Raw genomic sequence first — 16,804 nt, 5'->3', positions numbered from 1 at the left:
ACGTCCGGCAACTCACTGCATTTCGAGGGCAATCACACCTTGCACCCAAAAGCGTGGCTGCAGGTGACCGTTGCCCAGGCCCATGTAGCGCTCGCTGCGCTCCGTGAGTCGGGGCACGTCACGAATCGCGACGAACACCAGCAAGCCCACGGCCACGACGCTCGCGGCCATCCACACCCTGTACAACGCCGGCACCGGGGCGACCGATGGAACGCGCCACACATGCAATCCCATCAGCCAGCCAACCACCAGCGCCAGCCAGAGTTGCGACACCGGCATCACGATCACCCCATCCACCTGTGCCTGGGCCAGTGCACCGATCAGCGAAGCAAACAGGCACAGGCGCAGCAGGTCCACGGGCGCCAATGACCACGCACGCTCACGCAACACGCCCAAGGTTGACCAACCCGCCCACGCAACCAACGCGATCATGCAGAGCGTCGACGGTACGCCCCATTCGCTGGCCCACTGCAGAATCGCCTGGTGGGGGTGAGCGGCAATGTCATTGGCGATGTCGGCAAAATGCATCGGCCCGAAACCCAGCCAGGGCCGCTCGATAATCATGCTCCAGGCCTGCCACCATATCGGCCCACGCCCCGAGAGGCTGGTGGTCAGTCGATCTACGGCACCATTGGAAATTACAATCCCCAAGTACCCTGCCAGCACCGTGAAGACCAACCAATACAACACTAACCCACAGGCCAGTGCCGCCAACTGCCAGCCGAGCCAACGGCGCCCCTGCGGCCCCAGGAACATCAGCACGCAGCCGGCAGCGCCCATACCGAGCCAGGTGCCGCGGGTACCGCCACCGATCGCGATCAGCCACCAGACACACAGCAGGGCGAACACTGCGCCCCGCGCTGGACGAGCGACGTTTGAAACCAGCAAGGGAAGCGCCAGCAGCGGCAGGGTGAAGGTCTGGAACTGACCGTAGAAACGTTTATTGGAGAACCCGGACAACAGCAAATCGGTATTCACGATTGCTTCGCCGCTGGTGAAGGCGAGGACCCCGGCGTGCAGATATTGAATACTTTTAACCATGCACAGCAGCAATACGAACAGGACCAATACACGATCCAGGGACTCATCCCCATTGCGCCTGGCCCGGCTGAAAGCCACAGCAGTGGCGCAACAACTGATGAGCAGCGCCAGCTCGGTCAACGCCCAGAGTGGCTGGTGGGCCAACAGGGCCGAAACCAGCCCCGCGCCCCCGATCAGCGACACCCCGAGCGCTGTCGACCTGTCTACGCATCGCTCTGCCTGCGGCAAGCACAGCCCATACACCACCGCACACAGCGCCACCCATATCTGCACCGCACGTTGCCAGTCATGACTACTGAAAGGCGCGCAGATCGCCAGCATCAGCAGACACATAACCACGACGAGGAATATGTTCCCCCGCTGCTGGACAGACGACGTCATCGGCAACCTCTACTTCCTTGTGATGGGCGTAGAGCGGTTTACACACACGCTCTTCCTTGCTGCGTAAACAGTAGACGACCTGATGATCACGCGCCGCCGGAAGCACAACCTTTAGCGGCGTATTGGTCTTCTGCCGTGGTGGTGCACTTCCAGCCGGTTGTGGCGCTACGGGTCAAGGTGATGATCTTGCCCAGGACCGGCGCGGGTGCGTCGAGGATTTCACAGGCAATCGTGCCAGCACCGGTGGCGATGTCGCCGGTCACGTCAATCTTGCAGTTGGCCGTTGGGCTGGTCCCGCCAATCAACGCCAGGGTCGGTGGCGTCCCCTGGTTCAGCGTGTCTTCAAAGCCCGCCTTCAACGCGGAGACTTCGGCCAGCCCTGCGGTGAACTTGGCCTTGGCCTGGTGCTTGGTATACATGGGCAGGCCGATGGTGGCCAAAATGCCGATGATTGCCACGACGATCAACAATTCGATCAAGGTAAAACCTTTCTGACGCATCACATTCACTCTCCAGAATAAAACCTTTCGCGAGGCGCATCCTGCACCCCGTCTCGGCAACCGCGCCAGTGTACTCACCCCCGCGCAACCAATGCTGAACAAGACGCACAAACTGACATTTTTTCGCTCACGGCGAGCCTGCCCGAATCCGTCACCTGACTAAGCTATAAATCTTCCACTGTCTGTGTGCGGAACCGTGAAATGAATGATGTTTCAGCGATCTATGCCTGGGAAGGCGTCAACCGCAAAGGGCGCAAGGTATCCGGAGAAACCCGTGGTCACAATCCCGCCCTGATCAAGGCACTGCTGCGCCAGCAAGGTATCAATCCTGGGCGCGTACGCAAGAAATTCGCCGGTTGGCCGAGCCTCGCCCTGCCGGTCAAACCGGCAGAGATCGCCCTCTTCACCCGCCAATTGGCGACGCTGCTGAAGGCTGGTATCGCACTTTTACAGGCGCTGGATATCATCGCCGAGGGCTTCGACAACCGGCATATGGGGGCGCTGGTACAAGGCTTGAAGCAGGAGATCGCCGCCGGCAGCAGCCTGGCTGTCGCCTTGCAGAAATACCCACGCTACTTCGATGATCTGTACTGCAACCTGGTTGCGGCGGGTGAACAGGCGGGCGCACTCGAAGCGCTGCTGGAAAGGGTGGCCATTCACCTGGAAAAAAGCGAACAACTGAAAGCCAGAATCAAGAAGGCCATGACCTATCCCGTGACGGTACTGGCAGTCGCCACCGCTGTCAGCACAATCCTGCTGATTCACGTGGTGCCGCAGTTTCAGGGGTTGTTTGCCGGCGTCGATGCACAACTGCCGGGCTTTACCCTGGGCGTCATCAGCCTGTCGGAGTTCATGCAGCAAAGCTGGTGGATGCTGATCCTGGCCGCGGGTGCCGGTTTCGCAGGAATGCGCAAAGCCTATCGCTCGTCCACAGGCTTTCGCCACTGGCTCGATGCCAGTTTGTTGAAAGCTCCCGTGGCAGGCACACTGCTGAAAAAATCGGCGGTCGCCCGCTATGCTCGCACGCTCTCGACCACCTTTGCGGCGGGCGTTCCATTGGTGCAGGCATTGGATTCCGTGGCCGGCGCCACGGGTAACGGGCAGTTCAAACAGGCAATCAATCGTATGCGGCACGACGTTGCAACCGGAATCCAGCTGAATGAATCCATGGCCATAAGCGGCCTGTTTCCAGGCATGGCGATCCAGATGACGGCTATCGGCGAGGAGTCGGGCACCCTCGATAACATGCTGGAAAAAGTCGCCTGCCACTACGAGGCTGACGTCGATAACCTGGTGGACAACCTTACCAGCCTCATGGAGCCGCTGATCATGGTGGTACTCGGCGGCATCGTCGGGGCATTGGTGCTGGCCATGTACCTGCCGATCTTTCAACTCGGTACAGCCTTTTGAGCACGCCACTGACTGAGATCCTCGTTTATCAGCCGTGGGTGTTTGTGTCAGGCGCGTTGCTGCTGGGCTTGATTGTCGGCAGTTTTATCAACGTGCTGGTATGGCGCCTGCCGAAGATGCTGGAACGTGAATGGCGAGCCCAGGCCCATGAAGTACTGGGCCTTCCCGCCGAGCCCATCGCGGCTCCCTATAACCTGATGCGCCCCAACTCCTGTTGCCCACACTGCAGCCACCCGATTCGCCCCTGGGAGAATATTCCGCTGCTCAGTTATGTACTGCTCAAGGGACGTTGCTCAAGTTGCCATCAATCTATTGGCGCGCGTTATCCCATCACTGAACTGGCGTGCGGGCTGATCTCGGCGGTTGTCGCCTGGCATTTCGGTTTTGGCTGGGCAGCCGGGGCGGTGTTGTTGTTGAGTTGGGGCTTGCTGGCGATGAGCCTGATCGATGCAGACCACCAACTGCTGCCGGATGTGCTGGTGCTGCCGTTGCTGTGGCTGGGCCTGATCCTCAACAGCTTTGGCGTTTTTGTGTCATTGCACGATGCGCTGTGGGGCGCGGTAGCCGGTTACATGAGCCTGTGGTCGGTGTTCTGGGTGTTCAAGCTGATTACCGGCAAGGACGGGATGGGGCACGGGGATTTCAAGCTGCTGGCCATGCTCGGGGCCTGGGGCGGCTGGCAGATCCTGCCGATGACGCTGTTGCTGTCTTCCCTGGTGGGTGTGATGGGAGGCCTGATTCTATTGCGCCTGCGCAAAGCCCAGGCATCCACTCCAATGCCTTTTGGTCCGTATCTGGCAATTGCCGGCTGGATTGCATTGCTCTGGGGTGGTCAAATAACCGACTTCTATTTGCAGTCTGTCGGTTTCAGATGACCACTTCTGTCGCAACACCCTGGATTCTTGGCCTCACTGGCGGCATCGGCAGTGGCAAAAGCGCGGCCGCCGAACACTTCGTCCGGCTTGGCGTGGACTTGATTGACGCCGACCACGCCGCGCGCTGGGTAGTCGAACCCGGGCGCCCTGCCCTGGCGCAGATTGCCGGGCATTTCGGTGCGGATGTGCTGCAGCCTGACGGGCAACTGGACCGCGGCGCGTTGCGCAAGCTGATCTTCGAAGTGCCCGACGAGCGCCGCTGGCTGGAGGCGTTGCTGCACCCGCTGATCGCCGAGGAGATTCGCAGCCACCTGGCGCGTGCACAATCGCCTTACGCGATCCTGGTGTCACCACTGCTGATCGAGTCCGGCCAGTACACCATGACCCAGCGGGTGCTGGTGATCGACGTGCCGCAATCGTTGCAGATACAGCGTACCCTGCAACGCGATGGCATCAGCGAAGCGCAGGTGCAGGCGATTCTCAAGGCCCAGGCCACCCGTGAAGACCGCCTGCGCCATGCCGATGACGTGCTGGTCAATGACCAGGACCTGGCCCGGCTGCACGCCGAGGTCGAGCGACTGCACCACTTTTACCTTACTTTGCGTGGAGGCCGATCATGAGCCAACCCTTGAACGTCGAATGCCCAACCTGCGGCGCACCTGTGGAATGGAAAGCAGAAAACGTCAACCGTCCCTTCTGTTCGGACCGTTGCAAACTGATCGACCTGGGCGCCTGGGCGTCCGAGGAACACAAGATCCCGGTCAGTCCCGACGCCGAGGACGACCTGTTCTCCGAAGACTTTCAGCCCAAACACTAAGGCCGCATAAAGCCATAGTCCTGCTGGTCGTCGAGATTCTCTGCAAGGTATTGCAACTCGTCGGCCAGGTCTTCAAAACTGCGCACGCCCTTGCTCTGCTGCACCACCGCACTGAGCATGGCGCGCAGGGTCAAGCCCGGGTCAAAGCCGATTTCCTGCGCCGCGTCCTGGCTTCTGCGTAACTCCTGCCGTGCCCACTCGTACACACTCATGATTCCGTGCTCCTGGAAATTTTGCAGAGCATGCGACCACTTGCGTGTGCGGCATTTGACCTGGATCAAGGCCGCGGATCGTCATCCTTCCAGGGCGCCGAGAGGTAGCGAGTGCGGTTGAATGTCTCCAGCCACTCGGGGCAGAACACCACCAGGGCGCTGATCACCATGCCGTTGATAAAGGCCTCGGGGAAAATGATCAGCCACAAGTAGCCGACAAAATCCTCGATCCATTCCGGCATCGCAAAACGGCCATCGAACCAAAGCAGCCCCAGGCCTGCCAGCAGGCACAGCAAGGCCGACAGTGCGGCGGCGAAAAAGCCCGAACAGAAGATATACACAAAGGGATTGCGTGGCTTCGCCCGCTCCACCAGCAGCGCACAGCCTTCGGTGACCAGCACCGGCAACAGGATCAGCAGCATGCCGTTGATCCCCACGGCGGCCAGGTCCTGGCGGCCGAGCAACACCAGGCCGATTTGCGCGGCAAAGCCTCCGACGATCGCCAGGGGCCAATCGAGCAACAAGGTCACGGCGGTCATGCCGATGAAGTGGTAGGACACCCCGGTGTCGAAATCCCGGCGCACCAACCACAACATGAACAGTGCGAATACGGTGCCGAACAGCAAGTGCTGGCGTCGGCGGTCGGCAAACAGCTCGACCCACGGCGAACGCAGGAGCGCCCACATCACCACCGGCGCATACAGCAGCCAGCCGATGCTGAGGGTTTCCGGCGCCAGCACCGCTGCACTGATCACGGCTGCACCTGCTCCAGGGCCTGGCGCAGTTCAGCGGCGGAGTCGTATTCGTGCTGCGCCACCAGCGTCCCGTGATCCAGTTGCAGCCACAGCACTTTATCCACAGGTGCGGGATAGCGCGGGCTTACGCGGGCATCGCGGTCGAGCATGACGCGATAGTTGTAGGCCTGCATCGCCGGCACCGCGAACATCTTCGCGATCAGCCGGGGCATGCGCTGGATATCGGCGAGAAACACCGCATGCCGAGCCTCCAGGTAACCCTTGGGCTGGCCTTGCAGCGCCGCATCGACGATCTTGGCGGCGTCCATGCTGCGCGCTACGAGCAAGGTTTGCGCCTGCTCATCCAGGGTGTAGGCCTGGTCGAACTGATCAAGCAACGTCCAGGGTGCAACACGCTCACCCACTTCGACGGCTTGGGCCCACACGGGCAAAAGACTCAAGAACAGCACCACAAAACCCTTCACTGCATACTCCTCATGCCACGGGAAACTGTCGAGTGGCCAGTCTACACCGACCTTTTGACGCGGGACTTCCTGCGGTCATCATTTGGACGCTAAGCTGGTGACATGGATGACTCAGATTACTTGCGCCTGCTCACCGTAGCGGCCGAACAAGCCAATGCTTTCCTGTCCAATGCCCGCAAATGGGAGCGTGAGCGTTGGGTCTGCCAGCGCCTGTTGCAAGGCTTGAACGTGCCCTATCGCGCCGAAGAATTCCACGCCGCCGGGCAAGAACCGCCGGACGTGCTGTTTCGCGACGCCAGTTTCGAAGTGTTTTTCGTACTCGATGAAGGCCGGCGCCTGAACGATGAATGGCGCGACGAACTGCTGCGGCGGCGCAGCGCGTTTTCCCTGAGCCAACTGGTTCGGCGAGAAGCCAAGCCCCGGCGCATTCCCGCCCACGAATTCCTGTTGCGCCTGGCGCCCACCCTGCGCAAGAAGGCCCACAACTATAAAGAGCGCGGGATGGACCTGGGGGAGCTGGACCTCATCGCCTTCGCCAGCCTCAAGCGCGAAGTACTGGACCTCAACAGTCACTTCCCTCCTCCCACCGAGTACCTGCGCCAGGGCTGGCGCTCGCTGTCCCTCGTGGGGCCGACCTTCGCCCGCGTACTGTTCGCGCACCCGGACGCGCCGGACTTCTTGCGCAACAATCTGGGGCGCAGCATAGTGTTTGATGTGGGCATCAGCCTGTGATCGGGTTGGCGACTATGCTTCAGGCAATGCCGCCAATCACCCGACTGTAACGTGGCGCCCTTCAGCAACGTCTACCTGACGAGGCCTTTATGACCAGCCGCCTGAACCCCGACGACCAACAGCATGTCGAAGAGTACCTGCAACTGTCCCAGAACCAAGTCGAGCGCAAGCCTTTCCGGCCCTGGCTGCTCCTTGCCGTGGTGCTGGTTGCAGTGATCGGCCTGGGTTTGCTGAGCCGCCTTTTGAGTTACCTGACGCTATGAGCTGCCTGGCGCTCGCTCGGGTAACTGCACCGATTTCCTTTAGCCTTGCGAGATATCCCCATGACCCATCGTATTATTATCGTCGGCGGCGGCGCCGGCGGCCTGGAGTTGGCTACCCGCCTGGGTAAGACTCTGGGCAAGCGCGGCACCGCCAGCGTCACCCTGGTGGATACCAACCTCACCCACATCTGGAAACCCTTGCTCCACGAGGTGGCGGCCGGCTCGCTGAACTCTTCGGAAGACGAACTCAATTATGTTGCCCAAGCAAAATGGAACCACTTCGAGTTCCAGCTGGGGCGCATGAGCGGGCTTGATCGCGAGCAGAAAAAAATCCAGCTGGCCGCCACCCTCGACGAGGAAGGCCGGGAACTGGTGCCCGCGCGCGTGCTGGGCTACGACAGCCTGGTGATCGCCGTCGGCAGCACCACCAATGACTTCGGCACCGAAGGCGCGGCGCAACACTGCCTGTTCCTCGACACCCGCAAGCAGGCTGAGCGTTTCCACCAGCAATTGCTCAATCACTATCTGCGCGCCCATGCCGGGCAGACGGACGTGGTAGAGCAGATCAGCGTCGCCATCGTCGGCGCCGGTGCCACCGGCGTCGAGCTGGCCGCCGAGCTGCATAACGCCGCACATGAACTGGCCGCCTATGGCCTGGACAAGATCAAGCCGGAAAACATGCACATCACCCTGATCGAAGCCGGCCCACGGGTGTTGCCTGCCCTGCCGGAGCGGATCGGCGGGCCTGTGCATAAAACCCTGGAGAAACTCGGGGTGACCGTCCTGACCAACTCCGCCGTGAGTGAGGTGACGGCCGACGCCCTGATCACCAGCAGCGGCCAGGTAATCCCGGCCAGTCTCAAGGTCTGGGCCGCCGGGATTCGTGCGCCAGGCTTCCTCAAGGACATCGACGGCCTGGAAACCAACCGTATCAACCAACTGCAAGTGCTGCCGACCCTGCAAACCACCCGCGACGAGAACATCTTCGCCTTTGGTGACTGCGCGGCCTGCCCGCAACCCGGCACCGATCGCAATGTGCCGCCACGGGCCCAGGCAGCTCACCAGCAGGCATCGTTGCTGGCCAAGTCGCTGAAACTGCGGATCGAGGGCAAGGACCTGCCGTCATACAAGTACACCGACTACGGCTCGCTGATCTCGCTGTCGCGCTTCTCGGCGGTGGGTAACTTGATGGGCAACCTGACGGGCAGCGTGATGCTGGAAGGCTGGCTGGCGCGGATGTTCTATGTGTCGCTGTATCGCATGCACCAGATGGCGCTGTATGGCTTCTTCCGCACGGCGATGCTGATGCTGGGGAGCAAGATCGGGCGAGGGACCGAGCCGCGCCTGAAACTGCACTGACAGCACGTTCCGGGATAGGACTCGGTGAATGTGGGAGCGGGCTTGCTCGCGAAAGCGGTGGTTCAGTGCCAGATGCACTGACTGACACTCCGCTTTCGCGAGCAAGCCCGCTCCCACATTTGTTTTGTGGTGCGGACAGGATTCCGCGCACAAAAAAAATCCCCGTATCTTTCGATACGAGGATTTTTAATATGGTCGGGGTAAGGGGATTCGAACTCCTGACATCCTGCTCCCAAAGCAGGCGCGCTACCGGACTGCGCTATACCCCGGTAAAAAAAAGGCGACCTCTCAGTCGCCTTCTTCGATCAGCGCTTTTGGCCTCTGATCTTAAGATTCGATTCCAGCGTTAACTGGTCTCAAAAATGGTGGGTCGTGTGGGATTCGAACCTACGACCAATTGGTTAAAAGCCAACTGCTCTACCAACTGAGCTAACGACCCAAATATGGTCGGGGTAAGGGGATTCGAACTCCTGACATCCTGCTCCCAAAGCAGGCGCGCTACCGGACTGCGCTATACCCCGGTTTTGAAATTGGCTCCGTGACCAGGACTCGAACCTGGGACCCAATGATTAACAGTCATTTGCTCTACCGACTGAGCTATCACGGAACTACATATTTCAAAGTGTTACGTTGTTGCATGTTACCTTCTCTTCGACGCTTCCGTATCGCTACGTTAGTGTCTCTGAGGCGCGCTATTCTACAATCTTAAAAACCCCTGTCAACCCTTTAAATTGCTTTTAAGACAATGATTTGCGCTTCTTTCTGATTTCTCCTTGGGGAGAAGAAACCGTTGGGCTGACGTTGCTGCGGGGCGCACTTTACAAGCCTTTGCCTTACAGTTCAACGCCCTATCGAAAAAAAAGGCCCCGCAATGCGGGGCCTCTTCTTATAGCAGTACCGCTTGGGCTTAGTGGAAGACGATTTCGTCGTTCTCCACCGTTGCCTCGACGCTGGTGCCCGGCATAAAGCTGCCCGACAGGATCAGCTGCGCCAACGGGTTCTCGATCCAGCGCTGGATCGCACGTTTCAACGGCCGTGCGCCATAAACCGGGTCGTAACCAACCGCGATCAGCTTGTCCAACGCCTCGCGGCTCAGCACCAGGGACAACTCGCGCTCCGCCAGACGGCTGCGCAGGCGGCCCAACTGGATCTCGGTAATGCCCGCGATCTGATCCCGCGCCAGAGGCTCGAAGATCACCACTTCGTCGACCCGGTTGATGAACTCCGGCCGGAAGTGGCTGGTCAGCGCGTCCATTACGGCTGCACGCTGGGCCTCACGGTCACCCACCAGCTCCTGAATCTGTACCGAGCCCAGGTTGGAGGTCATCACGATCACCGTATTGCGGAAGTCCACGGTGCGCCCATGACTGTCCGTCAGGCGGCCATCTTCCAGCACTTGCAGCAACACGTTGAACACATCCGGGTGGGCCTTCTCGACCTCGTCCAGGAGGATCACCGAGTAAGGCTTGCGCCGTACCGCTTCGGTCAGATAACCGCCTTCCTCGTACCCTACATAGCCTGGTGGCGCCCCGATCAGGCGAGCCACGGAATGTTTCTCCATGAACTCGGACATATCGATCCGCACCATCGCCTCTTCGGTATCAAAGAGGAATTCGGCCAGGGCCTTGCACAACTCGGTCTTGCCCACGCCGGTCGGGCCGAGGAACATGAACGAGCCGCTCGGACGGTTCGGGTCGGACAACCCGGCCCGCGAACGCCGCACCGCGTTGGACACCGCGACCACCGCCTCTTCCTGGCCGATGACGCGCTGGTGCAACAAGCTTTCCATCTTCAGCAGCTTGTCGCGCTCGCCTTCGAGCATTTTCGACACCGGGATACCGGTCCACTTCGAGACGACTTCGGCGATTTCTTCCTCGGTCACCTTACTGCGCAGCAGCTGGTTCTCGGGCTTGCCGTGCTGGTCGACCATCTGCAGGCTACGCTCCAGGTCCGGGATCACCCCGTACTGCAACTCGGCCATGCGGTTCAGGTCGCCTTTACGGCGGGCTGCTTCCAGTTCCTGACGGGACTGCTCGATCTTTTGCTGGATCTGCGCAGAACCCTGCACTTCGGCTTTTTCCGAGGTCCAGATTTCTTCGAGGTCCGAATACTCACGCTCGAGGCGAACAATTTCTTCCTGGAGTTTTTCCAGGCGTTTCTTCGCCGGCTCGTCTTCTTCTTTCTTCAGGGCCTGGGATTCAACTTTCAGCTGAATCAGGCGCCGATCCAGACGGTCCAGCACTTCGGGCTTCGAATCGATCTCCATCCGAATGCGGCTGGCCGCTTCGTCGATCAAGTCGATGGCCTTGTCCGGCAACTGCCGATCGGTGATGTAGCGATGGCTCAGTTTCGCCGCCGCGATGATCGCACCGTCGGTGATCGCGACTTTATGGTGGACCTCATACCGCTCTTTCAAGCCACGCAGGATCGCGATGGTGTCTTCTTCGCTCGGTTCTTCCACCAATACTTTCTGGAAGCGACGCTCAAGGGCCGCGTCCTTCTCGATGTACTGACGGTATTCGTTCAGCGTGGTCGCACCCACGCAATGCAACTCGCCCCGCGCCAGTGCCGGCTTGAGCATGTTGCCCGCGTCCATCGAGCCTTCGCCTTTACCGGCGCCGACCATGGTGTGCAGTTCGTCGATAAACAGAATGATCTGCCCTTCCTGCTTCGACAGTTCGTTCAGCAGGGATTTGAGGCGCTCTTCGAACTCGCCACGGAACTTGGCGCCGGCAATCAGCGACCCCATGTCCAGGGACAGCAGGCGCTTGCCTTTAAGGCCGTCCGGCACTTCACCATTGATGATGCGCTGGGCCAGGCCTTCGGCAATCGCGGTTTTACCCACGCCAGGTTCGCCGATCAGCACCGGGTTGTTCTTGGTGCGACGCTGCAGGACCTGGATGGTGCGACGAATTTCGTCGTCACGGCCGATCACCGGGTCAAGCTTGCCTTCTTCGGCGCGCTTGGTCAGGTCGACGGTGTATTTGTCCAGGGCCTGGCGGGACTCCTCGTGGTTAGGGTCATTTACCGCCTCGCCGCCGCGCAGGTTGTTGATGGCGTTTTCCAGGGCTTTTTTGCTCACGCCCTGGCCCAGCAACAATTTGCCGAGTTTGCTGTTGTCGTCCATCGCGGCGAGCAGCACTACTTCACTGGAGATGAACTGGTCACCCTTTTGCTGCGCCAGTCGATCCGCCTGGTTAAGCAGACGCGCCAGATCCTGGGACATGTTCACGTCGCCAGTCGGGTTTTGGATTTTCGGCAGTTGGTCGAGCTCTTTGCTCAACTCCTTGCGCAGGCTGTTGACGTCGAAGCCCACCTGCATCAGCAAGGGTTTGATAGAACCGCCTTGCTGCTCCAGGAGCGCTTGCATCAAGTGCGCAGGCTCGATGGCCGGATGATCCAGGCCAACCGCCAAAGATTGGGCGTCAGATAAAGCCAACTGCAATTTGCTGGTTAAACGATCAATACGCATTAGTCACCTTCCTTTTGAGCAGGCCGGAGCTATGAACAAACACATCCTGAATGAAGAAACCTGCCAGATACCCTTATAGATGGGGTGGATTCTGGAAGATTCAAGCGGGCGACCGCTGACTTGCGTCAGGATTGACCCAAGTCAAAGGAGTCTAGCGTTCAAGCCAGACAAGGGAGGCAAACCGACCGGTGCGCGGGCTGCGACGGTAGGAATAGAAGCGGGGATCCGTCACGGTGCACAAGCCACCACCGTACACGGCAGTGACGCCGCGGGCGGCAAGCCGCAGGCGAGCCAGTTGGTAAATGTCGGCCATGAACTTGCCCGGGTTCTGACTGGGCACGAACGCCTCAATCGTTTCCGGAAGTTGCTGCATAAAGGCTTCACGCACTTCCGGGCCGACTTCAAAGGCTTGCGGACCGATGGCCGGCCCCAGCCACACCAGTACGTCGGCAGGCTCGGTATCCAGGCTTTCAACGGTCGCTTCCAATACGCCAGCGGCCAGGCCACGCCAGCCGGCATGGGCTGCCGCGACGCGGGTACCGGCGCGATTGCAAAACAAGGCAGGCAGGCAATCAGCCGTCATCGAAGTGCAGGCGATGCCCGGAGTGCTGGTCCAACTGCCATCGGCTTCGGCAGTCCGGCCGGGATCCGCCTCGACGACAACCACACCGTGAACCTGGCGCAACCAGGCGGGCTGGATATTGAAGGCAGCGCAGAGACGACGGCGATTTTCGAGCACGGCTTCGAGGCTGTCCTCGACATGATCGCCGAGATTTAGGCTGTCGAACGGCGCCACGCTGACGCCACCCGCACGGGTGGTAACGCAGGCTTTCACCCCGGCCGGCGCGGGCCAGTCAGGAATCAGCCAGTCACTCATCCGATAAACGCCTCGCGATCCTGCTTGAGCAGCGACAACAACCAGACAAAATCGTCTGGGAGTGGCGATTCCCAGCTCATCCGTTTACCGCTCGTCGGATGATCCAGCTCCAGGAAGCGTGCATGCAGCGCCTGGCGCGGGAAGGTTTTCAGCGAATCAACCATGGTTGCACTGGCCGCCGGCGGAATGCGGAAGCGGCCACCGTAGGCCGGATCTCCGACCAACGGGAAGTTGATGTGCGCCATGTGCACCCGAATCTGGTGGGTACGACCGGTTTCCAGCTTTACCCGCACGTGAGTGTGGGAGCGGAAACGCTCAAGCACGCGGTAGTGGCTGACGGCTTGCTTGCCGCCTTCCATCACCGCCATGCGCTGGCGCTGCTGGCCGTGGCGGCCGATCGGGGCATTGATTTTGCCACCGGCGGTTACCACGCCGATCACGATGCATTCGTAGATCCGGCTGACGCTGCGGCTCTGCAGTTGTGTGACCAGCTGCGTCTGCGCCTGAATGGTCTTGGCTACCACCATGAGGCCGGTGGTGTCCTTGTCCAGGCGGTGCACGATGCCGCAGCGCGGGACATTGATGATGTCCGGCACGTGGTGCAACAAGGCATTGAGCAGCGTGCCATCAGCGTGCCCGGCGGCCGGGTGAACCACCAGGCCGGCAGGTTTGTTGATCACCAGGATGTCGTCGTCTTCGTAGACGATGTCCAGTTCAATGTCCTGGGCGATCCATTCTCCCTGGGCTTCCTGCTCGGCAGTCAGCTCAAGAATCGCACCACCATGGACTATGTCTCGCGGGCGGATAACCGCTCCATCCACAGTCAGGCGGCCGTCTTTGATCCAGGCGGAAAGGCGCGAGCGCGAGTGCTCAGCGAATAATTGTGCGGCGACTTGATCGAGGCGTTGGCCGCCCAATTCGGACGGCACCTCTGCGCGAAGTTCAATTTTATCGGACATGCTCAGACTAGGCGTGGCACAGCCTTTGGTTTCGGCTGCGCGCTTGTGGTTAAATACGGCGTCTTTTGCCCCGAGGCTTTCCAAGGGGCGCTCATCATAACAGGACGGCCCCGCCCAAGACAGCGGCCGTCATAGGGACGCAAGCCGCCATGCAAGTGAAACACCTGCTGCTGATCGCCATCCTCGCCATGACTGCTGCTTGCTCGTCAACAAAGGAAGTCGTCGACGAAAACCTGAGCGAGGTCGAGCTGTACCAACAAGCTCAGACCGACCTGAACAACCACAGCTACACCAGCGCCACGGCAAAACTGAAGGCACTGGAGTCGCGGTATCCGTTCGGGCGTTACGCCGACCAGGCCCAGCTCGAGCTGATCTACGCCAACTACAAGAACGCCGAGCCGGAAGCTGCCAAGTCCGCCGCCGAGCGTTTTATCCGCCTGCACCCTCAGCACCCGAACGTGGACTACGCCTACTACCTCAAGGGCCTGACCTCGTTTGACCAGGACGTTGGCCTGCTGGCGCGCTTCCTGCCGCTGGACATGACCAAGCGTGACCCGGGCGCTGCCCGCGACTCCTACAACGAGTTCGCCCAGCTCACCAGCCGCTACCCCAACAGCCGCTACGCGCCGGACGCCAAGCAGCGCATGATCTACCTGCGCAACCTGCTGGCTTCCTACGAAATCCACGTAGCCCACTACTACCTGACCCGTCAGGCGTACGTTGCTGCCGCGAACCGTGGCCGTTACGTAGTGGAAAACTTCCAGGAAACCCCATCGGTGGGTGACGGCCTGGCCGTGATGACCGAGGCTTACCAGCGCCTGCACCTGGACGCCCTGGCGGCCACCAGCCTGGAAACCCTGAAGCTCAACTACCCGGACCACCCAAGCCTGAAGGACGGCCAGTTCGTACCGCAGGTTGCCGAAGCGGACAACCGCTCGTGGTTGAGCAAGTACACCCTGGGCCTGATCGAGTCCCGTCCACCGCTGCCGCCGGGCGAAACCCGCGCCAACCAGGACATCATCAAGCAATACCAGGACGCCAAGGATTCGATTCCATCGGACCTCAAGCCGCGTGACGAAAACGGCGACATCATCGAAGAGCAAGGGCCTCAAGCCCTGGGCAATAACGAAGATCGCTCGTGGTTCAGCTACATGACTTTCGGCATCTTTGACTGATTGTTCGCCGCGATGCAAAAAGGGAGCTCTTCGGAGCTCCCTTTTTTATTGCGCTGCATAATTGCGCTGTGCGCCCATCACGTCCTTGGCTAAACTGCGGGATTCCTTGTCGAGAAGCTGCCCACCATGGTTCGTCTACTGTTCTGGATCGCCGTTATTGCTGCCGCGGTATGGTTTTGGCGCAAATTCAAAAGCCCGGCCGCCAAACAGCAGCGGCCCAGCGAACAGGGCCCGATCCAGATGGTTCGTTGCGCCCACTGTGGCCTTCACCTGCCACAGGATCGAGCCTTGAGCCTGCGCCAGGAATGGTATTGCACCCAGGCGCATCTGGAGCAGGGGCCGAAATCTATCCAGCGTTGACTCGGCCTGCCGGCGCATACGGGGCCGGATCAATGATCGGCTCATGTCCCAGCAACAAATCGGCAAACAGTTGGCAGGACGCCGGCGCCAGCACCAGGCCGTTGCGGTAGTGCCCGCAGTTGAGCCACAGCCCGTCGAAACCTGGCACCTTGCCAATATACGGAATGCCCTCCGGCGAGCCGGGCCGCAAACCGGCCCAATGCCCCACCACTTCGGCATCGGCCAGGGCCGGAATCAACTCGACGGCAGAGGCTTTCAGGCTTTCCAGTGCAGAGTCGGTGGGCGTCTTGTCGAACCCCTCGTGCTCCAGCGTGCTACCAATCAGAATGTGCCCATCCCGCCGGGGAATCGCATAACGCCCCTTGGCCAGGACCATGCACGACAAGAAGTCCGACGCACACTTGTACAAGATCATCTGCCCCTTGACCGGCTCCACGGGCAACTCAAGCCCCAGGCGGCCCAGCAACTCACCGCTCCAGGCGCCGGCGGCCAGCACTACCTGATCGCCATGGATCGGCCCGAGCGCCGTATTCACCCCAACAACCTTGCCGCCCTGCTGAATAAACCCATCAACCGCACACTGCTCGTGAATCGTCACGCCCGGCAGGGCCAACAAGGCCGCCTTGAGGGATTTGACCAACCGCGGATTACGCACATTGGCCACATCCGCCATATAGATCGCCTGGGAAAACCCGGCACCCAGCACCGGCACAGCGTCATGGGCAGCTGAAACATCCACCTTGCTCAGCGGGCGCCCTTCGCGGGCTGCCCAGGCAAGCGCCTCGGTTTCATCATCCAGGTCCAGCCAATACAGGCCGGTGGTGTGAACTTCCGGGTCAATGCCAGTAGCCGCGAACAGACGCTCTGCCAGTTGCGGGTAAAAATCCTGGGACCAGTGCGCCAGGGCCGTCACGGCCGGGCTGTAGCGCCACGGGTAGAGCGGGGAGACAATGCCGCCGCCGGCCCAGGAAGACTCCTGACCGACCGCCGAACGATCCAGCAACACAACCGCTTGCCCTTGGGTCGCCAGGTTGAACGCCGTCAACAACCCGATTACCCCACCACCCACAACCACTACTTGCTGTTGCTTAGCCATTGTTCGATCCAGCCGATAAAAAGAAAAAGGCACGCCCGGCGCCCAATCGTCCAGCT

General features: G+C 60.5%; 18 protein-coding genes and 4 tRNA genes. 9 read left to right on the top strand and 13 right to left on the bottom strand.

Features of this window, described 5'->3' with window-relative positions:
* Positions 1-12: 12 nt before the first annotated feature.
* Both HX824_RS08235 and HX824_RS08230 read right to left on the bottom strand, forming a co-directional pair.
* Positions 13-1,422 carry an O-antigen ligase gene (locus tag HX824_RS08235; protein ID WP_177054425.1) on the bottom strand — a complete coding sequence of 470 codons (1,410 nt, stop codon included), beginning with the start codon at positions 1,420-1,422 and terminating at the stop codon, positions 13-15.
* An 86-nt stretch (positions 1,423-1,508) separates the two neighbouring features.
* Positions 1,509-1,922 (bottom strand): pilin, encoded by a 414-nt coding sequence (locus HX824_RS08230; RefSeq protein ID WP_087694624.1) that lies wholly within the window; start codon positions 1,920-1,922, stop codon positions 1,509-1,511.
* Between the two features lie 201 nt (positions 1,923-2,123).
* Here HX824_RS08230 and HX824_RS08225 point away from each other — a divergent pair, with 201 nt between their 5' ends.
* From HX824_RS08225 to yacG, 4 genes are read left to right on the top strand one after another with little or no spacing between them, the layout of a single operon-like run.
* Positions 2,124-3,332, top strand: a complete 1,209-nt coding sequence (locus HX824_RS08225) for a type II secretion system F family protein (RefSeq protein WP_177054424.1) — start codon at positions 2,124-2,126, stop codon at positions 3,330-3,332.
* Complete coding sequence (locus HX824_RS08220) at positions 3,329-4,207, top strand: A24 family peptidase (protein WP_371319410.1); 879 nt, start codon at positions 3,329-3,331, stop codon at positions 4,205-4,207. The genes HX824_RS08225 and HX824_RS08220 overlap by 4 nt, the downstream gene beginning before the upstream one ends.
* Positions 4,204-4,827, top strand: coding sequence for a dephospho-CoA kinase (gene coaE / locus HX824_RS08215; RefSeq protein ID WP_003215920.1), 624 nt, complete (start codon positions 4,204-4,206; stop codon positions 4,825-4,827). The genes HX824_RS08220 and coaE overlap by 4 nt, the downstream gene beginning before the upstream one ends.
* Positions 4,824-5,024 carry a DNA gyrase inhibitor YacG gene (gene yacG / locus HX824_RS08210; protein ID WP_003215918.1) on the top strand — a complete coding sequence of 67 codons (201 nt, stop codon included), beginning with the start codon at positions 4,824-4,826 and terminating at the stop codon, positions 5,022-5,024. Before coaE ends, yacG begins: the two co-directional genes overlap by 4 nt.
* Here yacG and HX824_RS08205 read toward each other — a convergent pair.
* The 3 genes from HX824_RS08205 to HX824_RS08195 all read right to left on the bottom strand — a co-directional run bounded on the left by HX824_RS08205 (position 5,021) and on the right by HX824_RS08195 (position 6,455).
* Entirely contained in the window at positions 5,021-5,236 is a 216-nt protein-coding gene (locus tag HX824_RS08205; protein ID WP_003215917.1) for a hypothetical protein, read from the bottom strand. The two genes, yacG and HX824_RS08205, sit on opposite strands and share 4 nt — an antisense overlap.
* A gap of 65 nt (positions 5,237-5,301) precedes the next feature.
* Positions 5,302-5,991, bottom strand: coding sequence for an energy-coupling factor ABC transporter permease (locus HX824_RS08200; protein WP_003215915.1), 690 nt, complete (start codon positions 5,989-5,991; stop codon positions 5,302-5,304).
* Positions 5,988-6,455 (bottom strand): FAD/FMN-containing dehydrogenase, encoded by a 468-nt coding sequence (locus HX824_RS08195; protein ID WP_177054423.1) that lies wholly within the window; start codon positions 6,453-6,455, stop codon positions 5,988-5,990. The genes HX824_RS08200 and HX824_RS08195 overlap by 4 nt, the downstream gene beginning before the upstream one ends.
* Positions 6,456-6,557: 102 nt before the next feature.
* Here HX824_RS08195 and HX824_RS08190 point away from each other — a divergent pair, with 102 nt between their 5' ends.
* The 3 genes from HX824_RS08190 to HX824_RS08180 all read left to right on the top strand — a co-directional run bounded on the left by HX824_RS08190 (position 6,558) and on the right by HX824_RS08180 (position 8,809).
* The gene (locus tag HX824_RS08190; RefSeq protein ID WP_008437312.1) at positions 6,558-7,187 is read left to right on the top strand and encodes a DUF1780 domain-containing protein; all 630 of its coding nucleotides are present in this window, start codon (positions 6,558-6,560) and stop codon (positions 7,185-7,187) included.
* A gap of 89 nt (positions 7,188-7,276) precedes the next feature.
* Positions 7,277-7,450: a DUF3094 family protein gene (locus HX824_RS08185; RefSeq protein ID WP_010174986.1), complete on the top strand. Its 174-nt coding sequence runs from the start codon at positions 7,277-7,279 to the stop codon at positions 7,448-7,450.
* Positions 7,451-7,510: 60 nt separating this feature from the next.
* Entirely contained in the window at positions 7,511-8,809 is a 1,299-nt protein-coding gene (locus HX824_RS08180; protein WP_102604576.1) for an NAD(P)/FAD-dependent oxidoreductase, read from the top strand.
* 192 nt (positions 8,810-9,001) lie between these two features.
* Here HX824_RS08180 and HX824_RS08175 read toward each other — a convergent pair.
* The 7 genes from HX824_RS08175 to rluD form a co-directional block, all read right to left on the bottom strand.
* Positions 9,002-9,078: transfer RNA gene (locus tag HX824_RS08175), tRNA-Pro, on the bottom strand.
* A 94-nt stretch (positions 9,079-9,172) separates the two neighbouring features.
* Positions 9,173-9,248: transfer RNA gene (locus HX824_RS08170), tRNA-Lys, on the bottom strand.
* A 5-nt stretch (positions 9,249-9,253) separates the two neighbouring features.
* Positions 9,254-9,330 (bottom strand) — tRNA-Pro (locus HX824_RS08165).
* A 10-nt stretch (positions 9,331-9,340) separates the two neighbouring features.
* A tRNA-Asn gene (locus tag HX824_RS08160) sits at positions 9,341-9,416 on the bottom strand.
* A 300-nt stretch (positions 9,417-9,716) separates the two neighbouring features.
* Positions 9,717-12,281 (bottom strand): ATP-dependent chaperone ClpB, encoded by a 2,565-nt coding sequence (gene clpB, locus HX824_RS08155; protein WP_003215904.1) that lies wholly within the window; start codon positions 12,279-12,281, stop codon positions 9,717-9,719.
* Between the two features lie 151 nt (positions 12,282-12,432).
* Positions 12,433-13,158, bottom strand: coding sequence for a peptidoglycan editing factor PgeF (pgeF, locus tag HX824_RS08150; protein ID WP_134327335.1), 726 nt, complete (start codon positions 13,156-13,158; stop codon positions 12,433-12,435).
* Positions 13,155-14,117: a 23S rRNA pseudouridine(1911/1915/1917) synthase RluD gene (gene rluD, locus HX824_RS08145; RefSeq protein WP_003215899.1), complete on the bottom strand. Its 963-nt coding sequence runs from the start codon at positions 14,115-14,117 to the stop codon at positions 13,155-13,157. Before rluD ends, pgeF begins: the two co-directional genes overlap by 4 nt.
* Before the next feature lie 149 nt (positions 14,118-14,266).
* Between rluD and HX824_RS08140 the strand changes: the two genes are divergently transcribed.
* Both HX824_RS08140 and HX824_RS08135 read left to right on the top strand, forming a co-directional pair.
* Complete coding sequence (locus HX824_RS08140; protein WP_008432851.1) at positions 14,267-15,292, top strand: outer membrane protein assembly factor BamD; 1,026 nt, start codon at positions 14,267-14,269, stop codon at positions 15,290-15,292.
* A 126-nt stretch (positions 15,293-15,418) separates the two neighbouring features.
* Positions 15,419-15,652, top strand: coding sequence for a PP0621 family protein (locus HX824_RS08135; protein ID WP_026078011.1), 234 nt, complete (start codon positions 15,419-15,421; stop codon positions 15,650-15,652).
* On the opposite strand, the gene thiO is transcribed toward HX824_RS08135, so the two are convergent.
* Positions 15,639-16,748 (bottom strand): glycine oxidase ThiO, encoded by a 1,110-nt coding sequence (thiO, locus tag HX824_RS08130; protein WP_008432849.1) that lies wholly within the window; start codon positions 16,746-16,748, stop codon positions 15,639-15,641. The two genes, HX824_RS08135 and thiO, sit on opposite strands and share 14 nt — an antisense overlap.
* Positions 16,749-16,804: the final 56 nt, after the last annotated feature.

Origin of the sequence: Pseudomonas sp. D4002 (assembly GCF_013385665.1) — a bacterium.
GTDB lineage: Bacteria > Pseudomonadota > Gammaproteobacteria > Pseudomonadales > Pseudomonadaceae > Aquipseudomonas.
This window is presented reverse-complemented; position numbering and strand designations above follow the sequence as displayed.

Excerpts from the sequence above, each read along its gene's own strand:
- HX824_RS08235 (WP_177054425.1), bottom strand. The coding sequence starts at position 1,422 with ATGACGTCGTCTGTCCAGCAGCGGGGGAACATATTCCTCGTCGTGGTT.
- HX824_RS08230 (WP_087694624.1), bottom strand. The coding sequence starts at position 1,922 with ATGCGTCAGAAAGGTTTTACCTTGATCGAATTGTTGATCGTCGTGGCA.
- HX824_RS08225 (WP_177054424.1), top strand. The coding sequence starts at position 2,124 with ATGAATGATGTTTCAGCGATCTATGCCTGGGAAGGCGTCAACCGCAAA.
- coaE (WP_003215920.1), top strand. The coding sequence starts at position 4,204 with ATGACCACTTCTGTCGCAACACCCTGGATTCTTGGCCTCACTGGCGGC.
- yacG (WP_003215918.1), top strand. The coding sequence starts at position 4,824 with ATGAGCCAACCCTTGAACGTCGAATGCCCAACCTGCGGCGCACCTGTG.
- HX824_RS08205 (WP_003215917.1), bottom strand. The coding sequence starts at position 5,236 with ATGAGTGTGTACGAGTGGGCACGGCAGGAGTTACGCAGAAGCCAGGAC.
- HX824_RS08190 (WP_008437312.1), top strand. The coding sequence starts at position 6,558 with ATGGATGACTCAGATTACTTGCGCCTGCTCACCGTAGCGGCCGAACAA.
- HX824_RS08185 (WP_010174986.1), top strand. The coding sequence starts at position 7,277 with ATGACCAGCCGCCTGAACCCCGACGACCAACAGCATGTCGAAGAGTAC.
- HX824_RS08180 (WP_102604576.1), top strand. The coding sequence starts at position 7,511 with ATGACCCATCGTATTATTATCGTCGGCGGCGGCGCCGGCGGCCTGGAG.
- clpB (WP_003215904.1), bottom strand. The coding sequence starts at position 12,281 with ATGCGTATTGATCGTTTAACCAGCAAATTGCAGTTGGCTTTATCTGAC.
- pgeF (WP_134327335.1), bottom strand. The coding sequence starts at position 13,158 with ATGAGTGACTGGCTGATTCCTGACTGGCCCGCGCCGGCCGGGGTGAAA.
- rluD (WP_003215899.1), bottom strand. The coding sequence starts at position 14,117 with ATGTCCGATAAAATTGAACTTCGCGCAGAGGTGCCGTCCGAATTGGGC.
- HX824_RS08140 (WP_008432851.1), top strand. The coding sequence starts at position 14,267 with ATGCAAGTGAAACACCTGCTGCTGATCGCCATCCTCGCCATGACTGCT.
- HX824_RS08135 (WP_026078011.1), top strand. The coding sequence starts at position 15,419 with ATGGTTCGTCTACTGTTCTGGATCGCCGTTATTGCTGCCGCGGTATGG.
- thiO (WP_008432849.1), bottom strand. The coding sequence starts at position 16,748 with ATGGCTAAGCAACAGCAAGTAGTGGTTGTGGGTGGTGGGGTAATCGGG.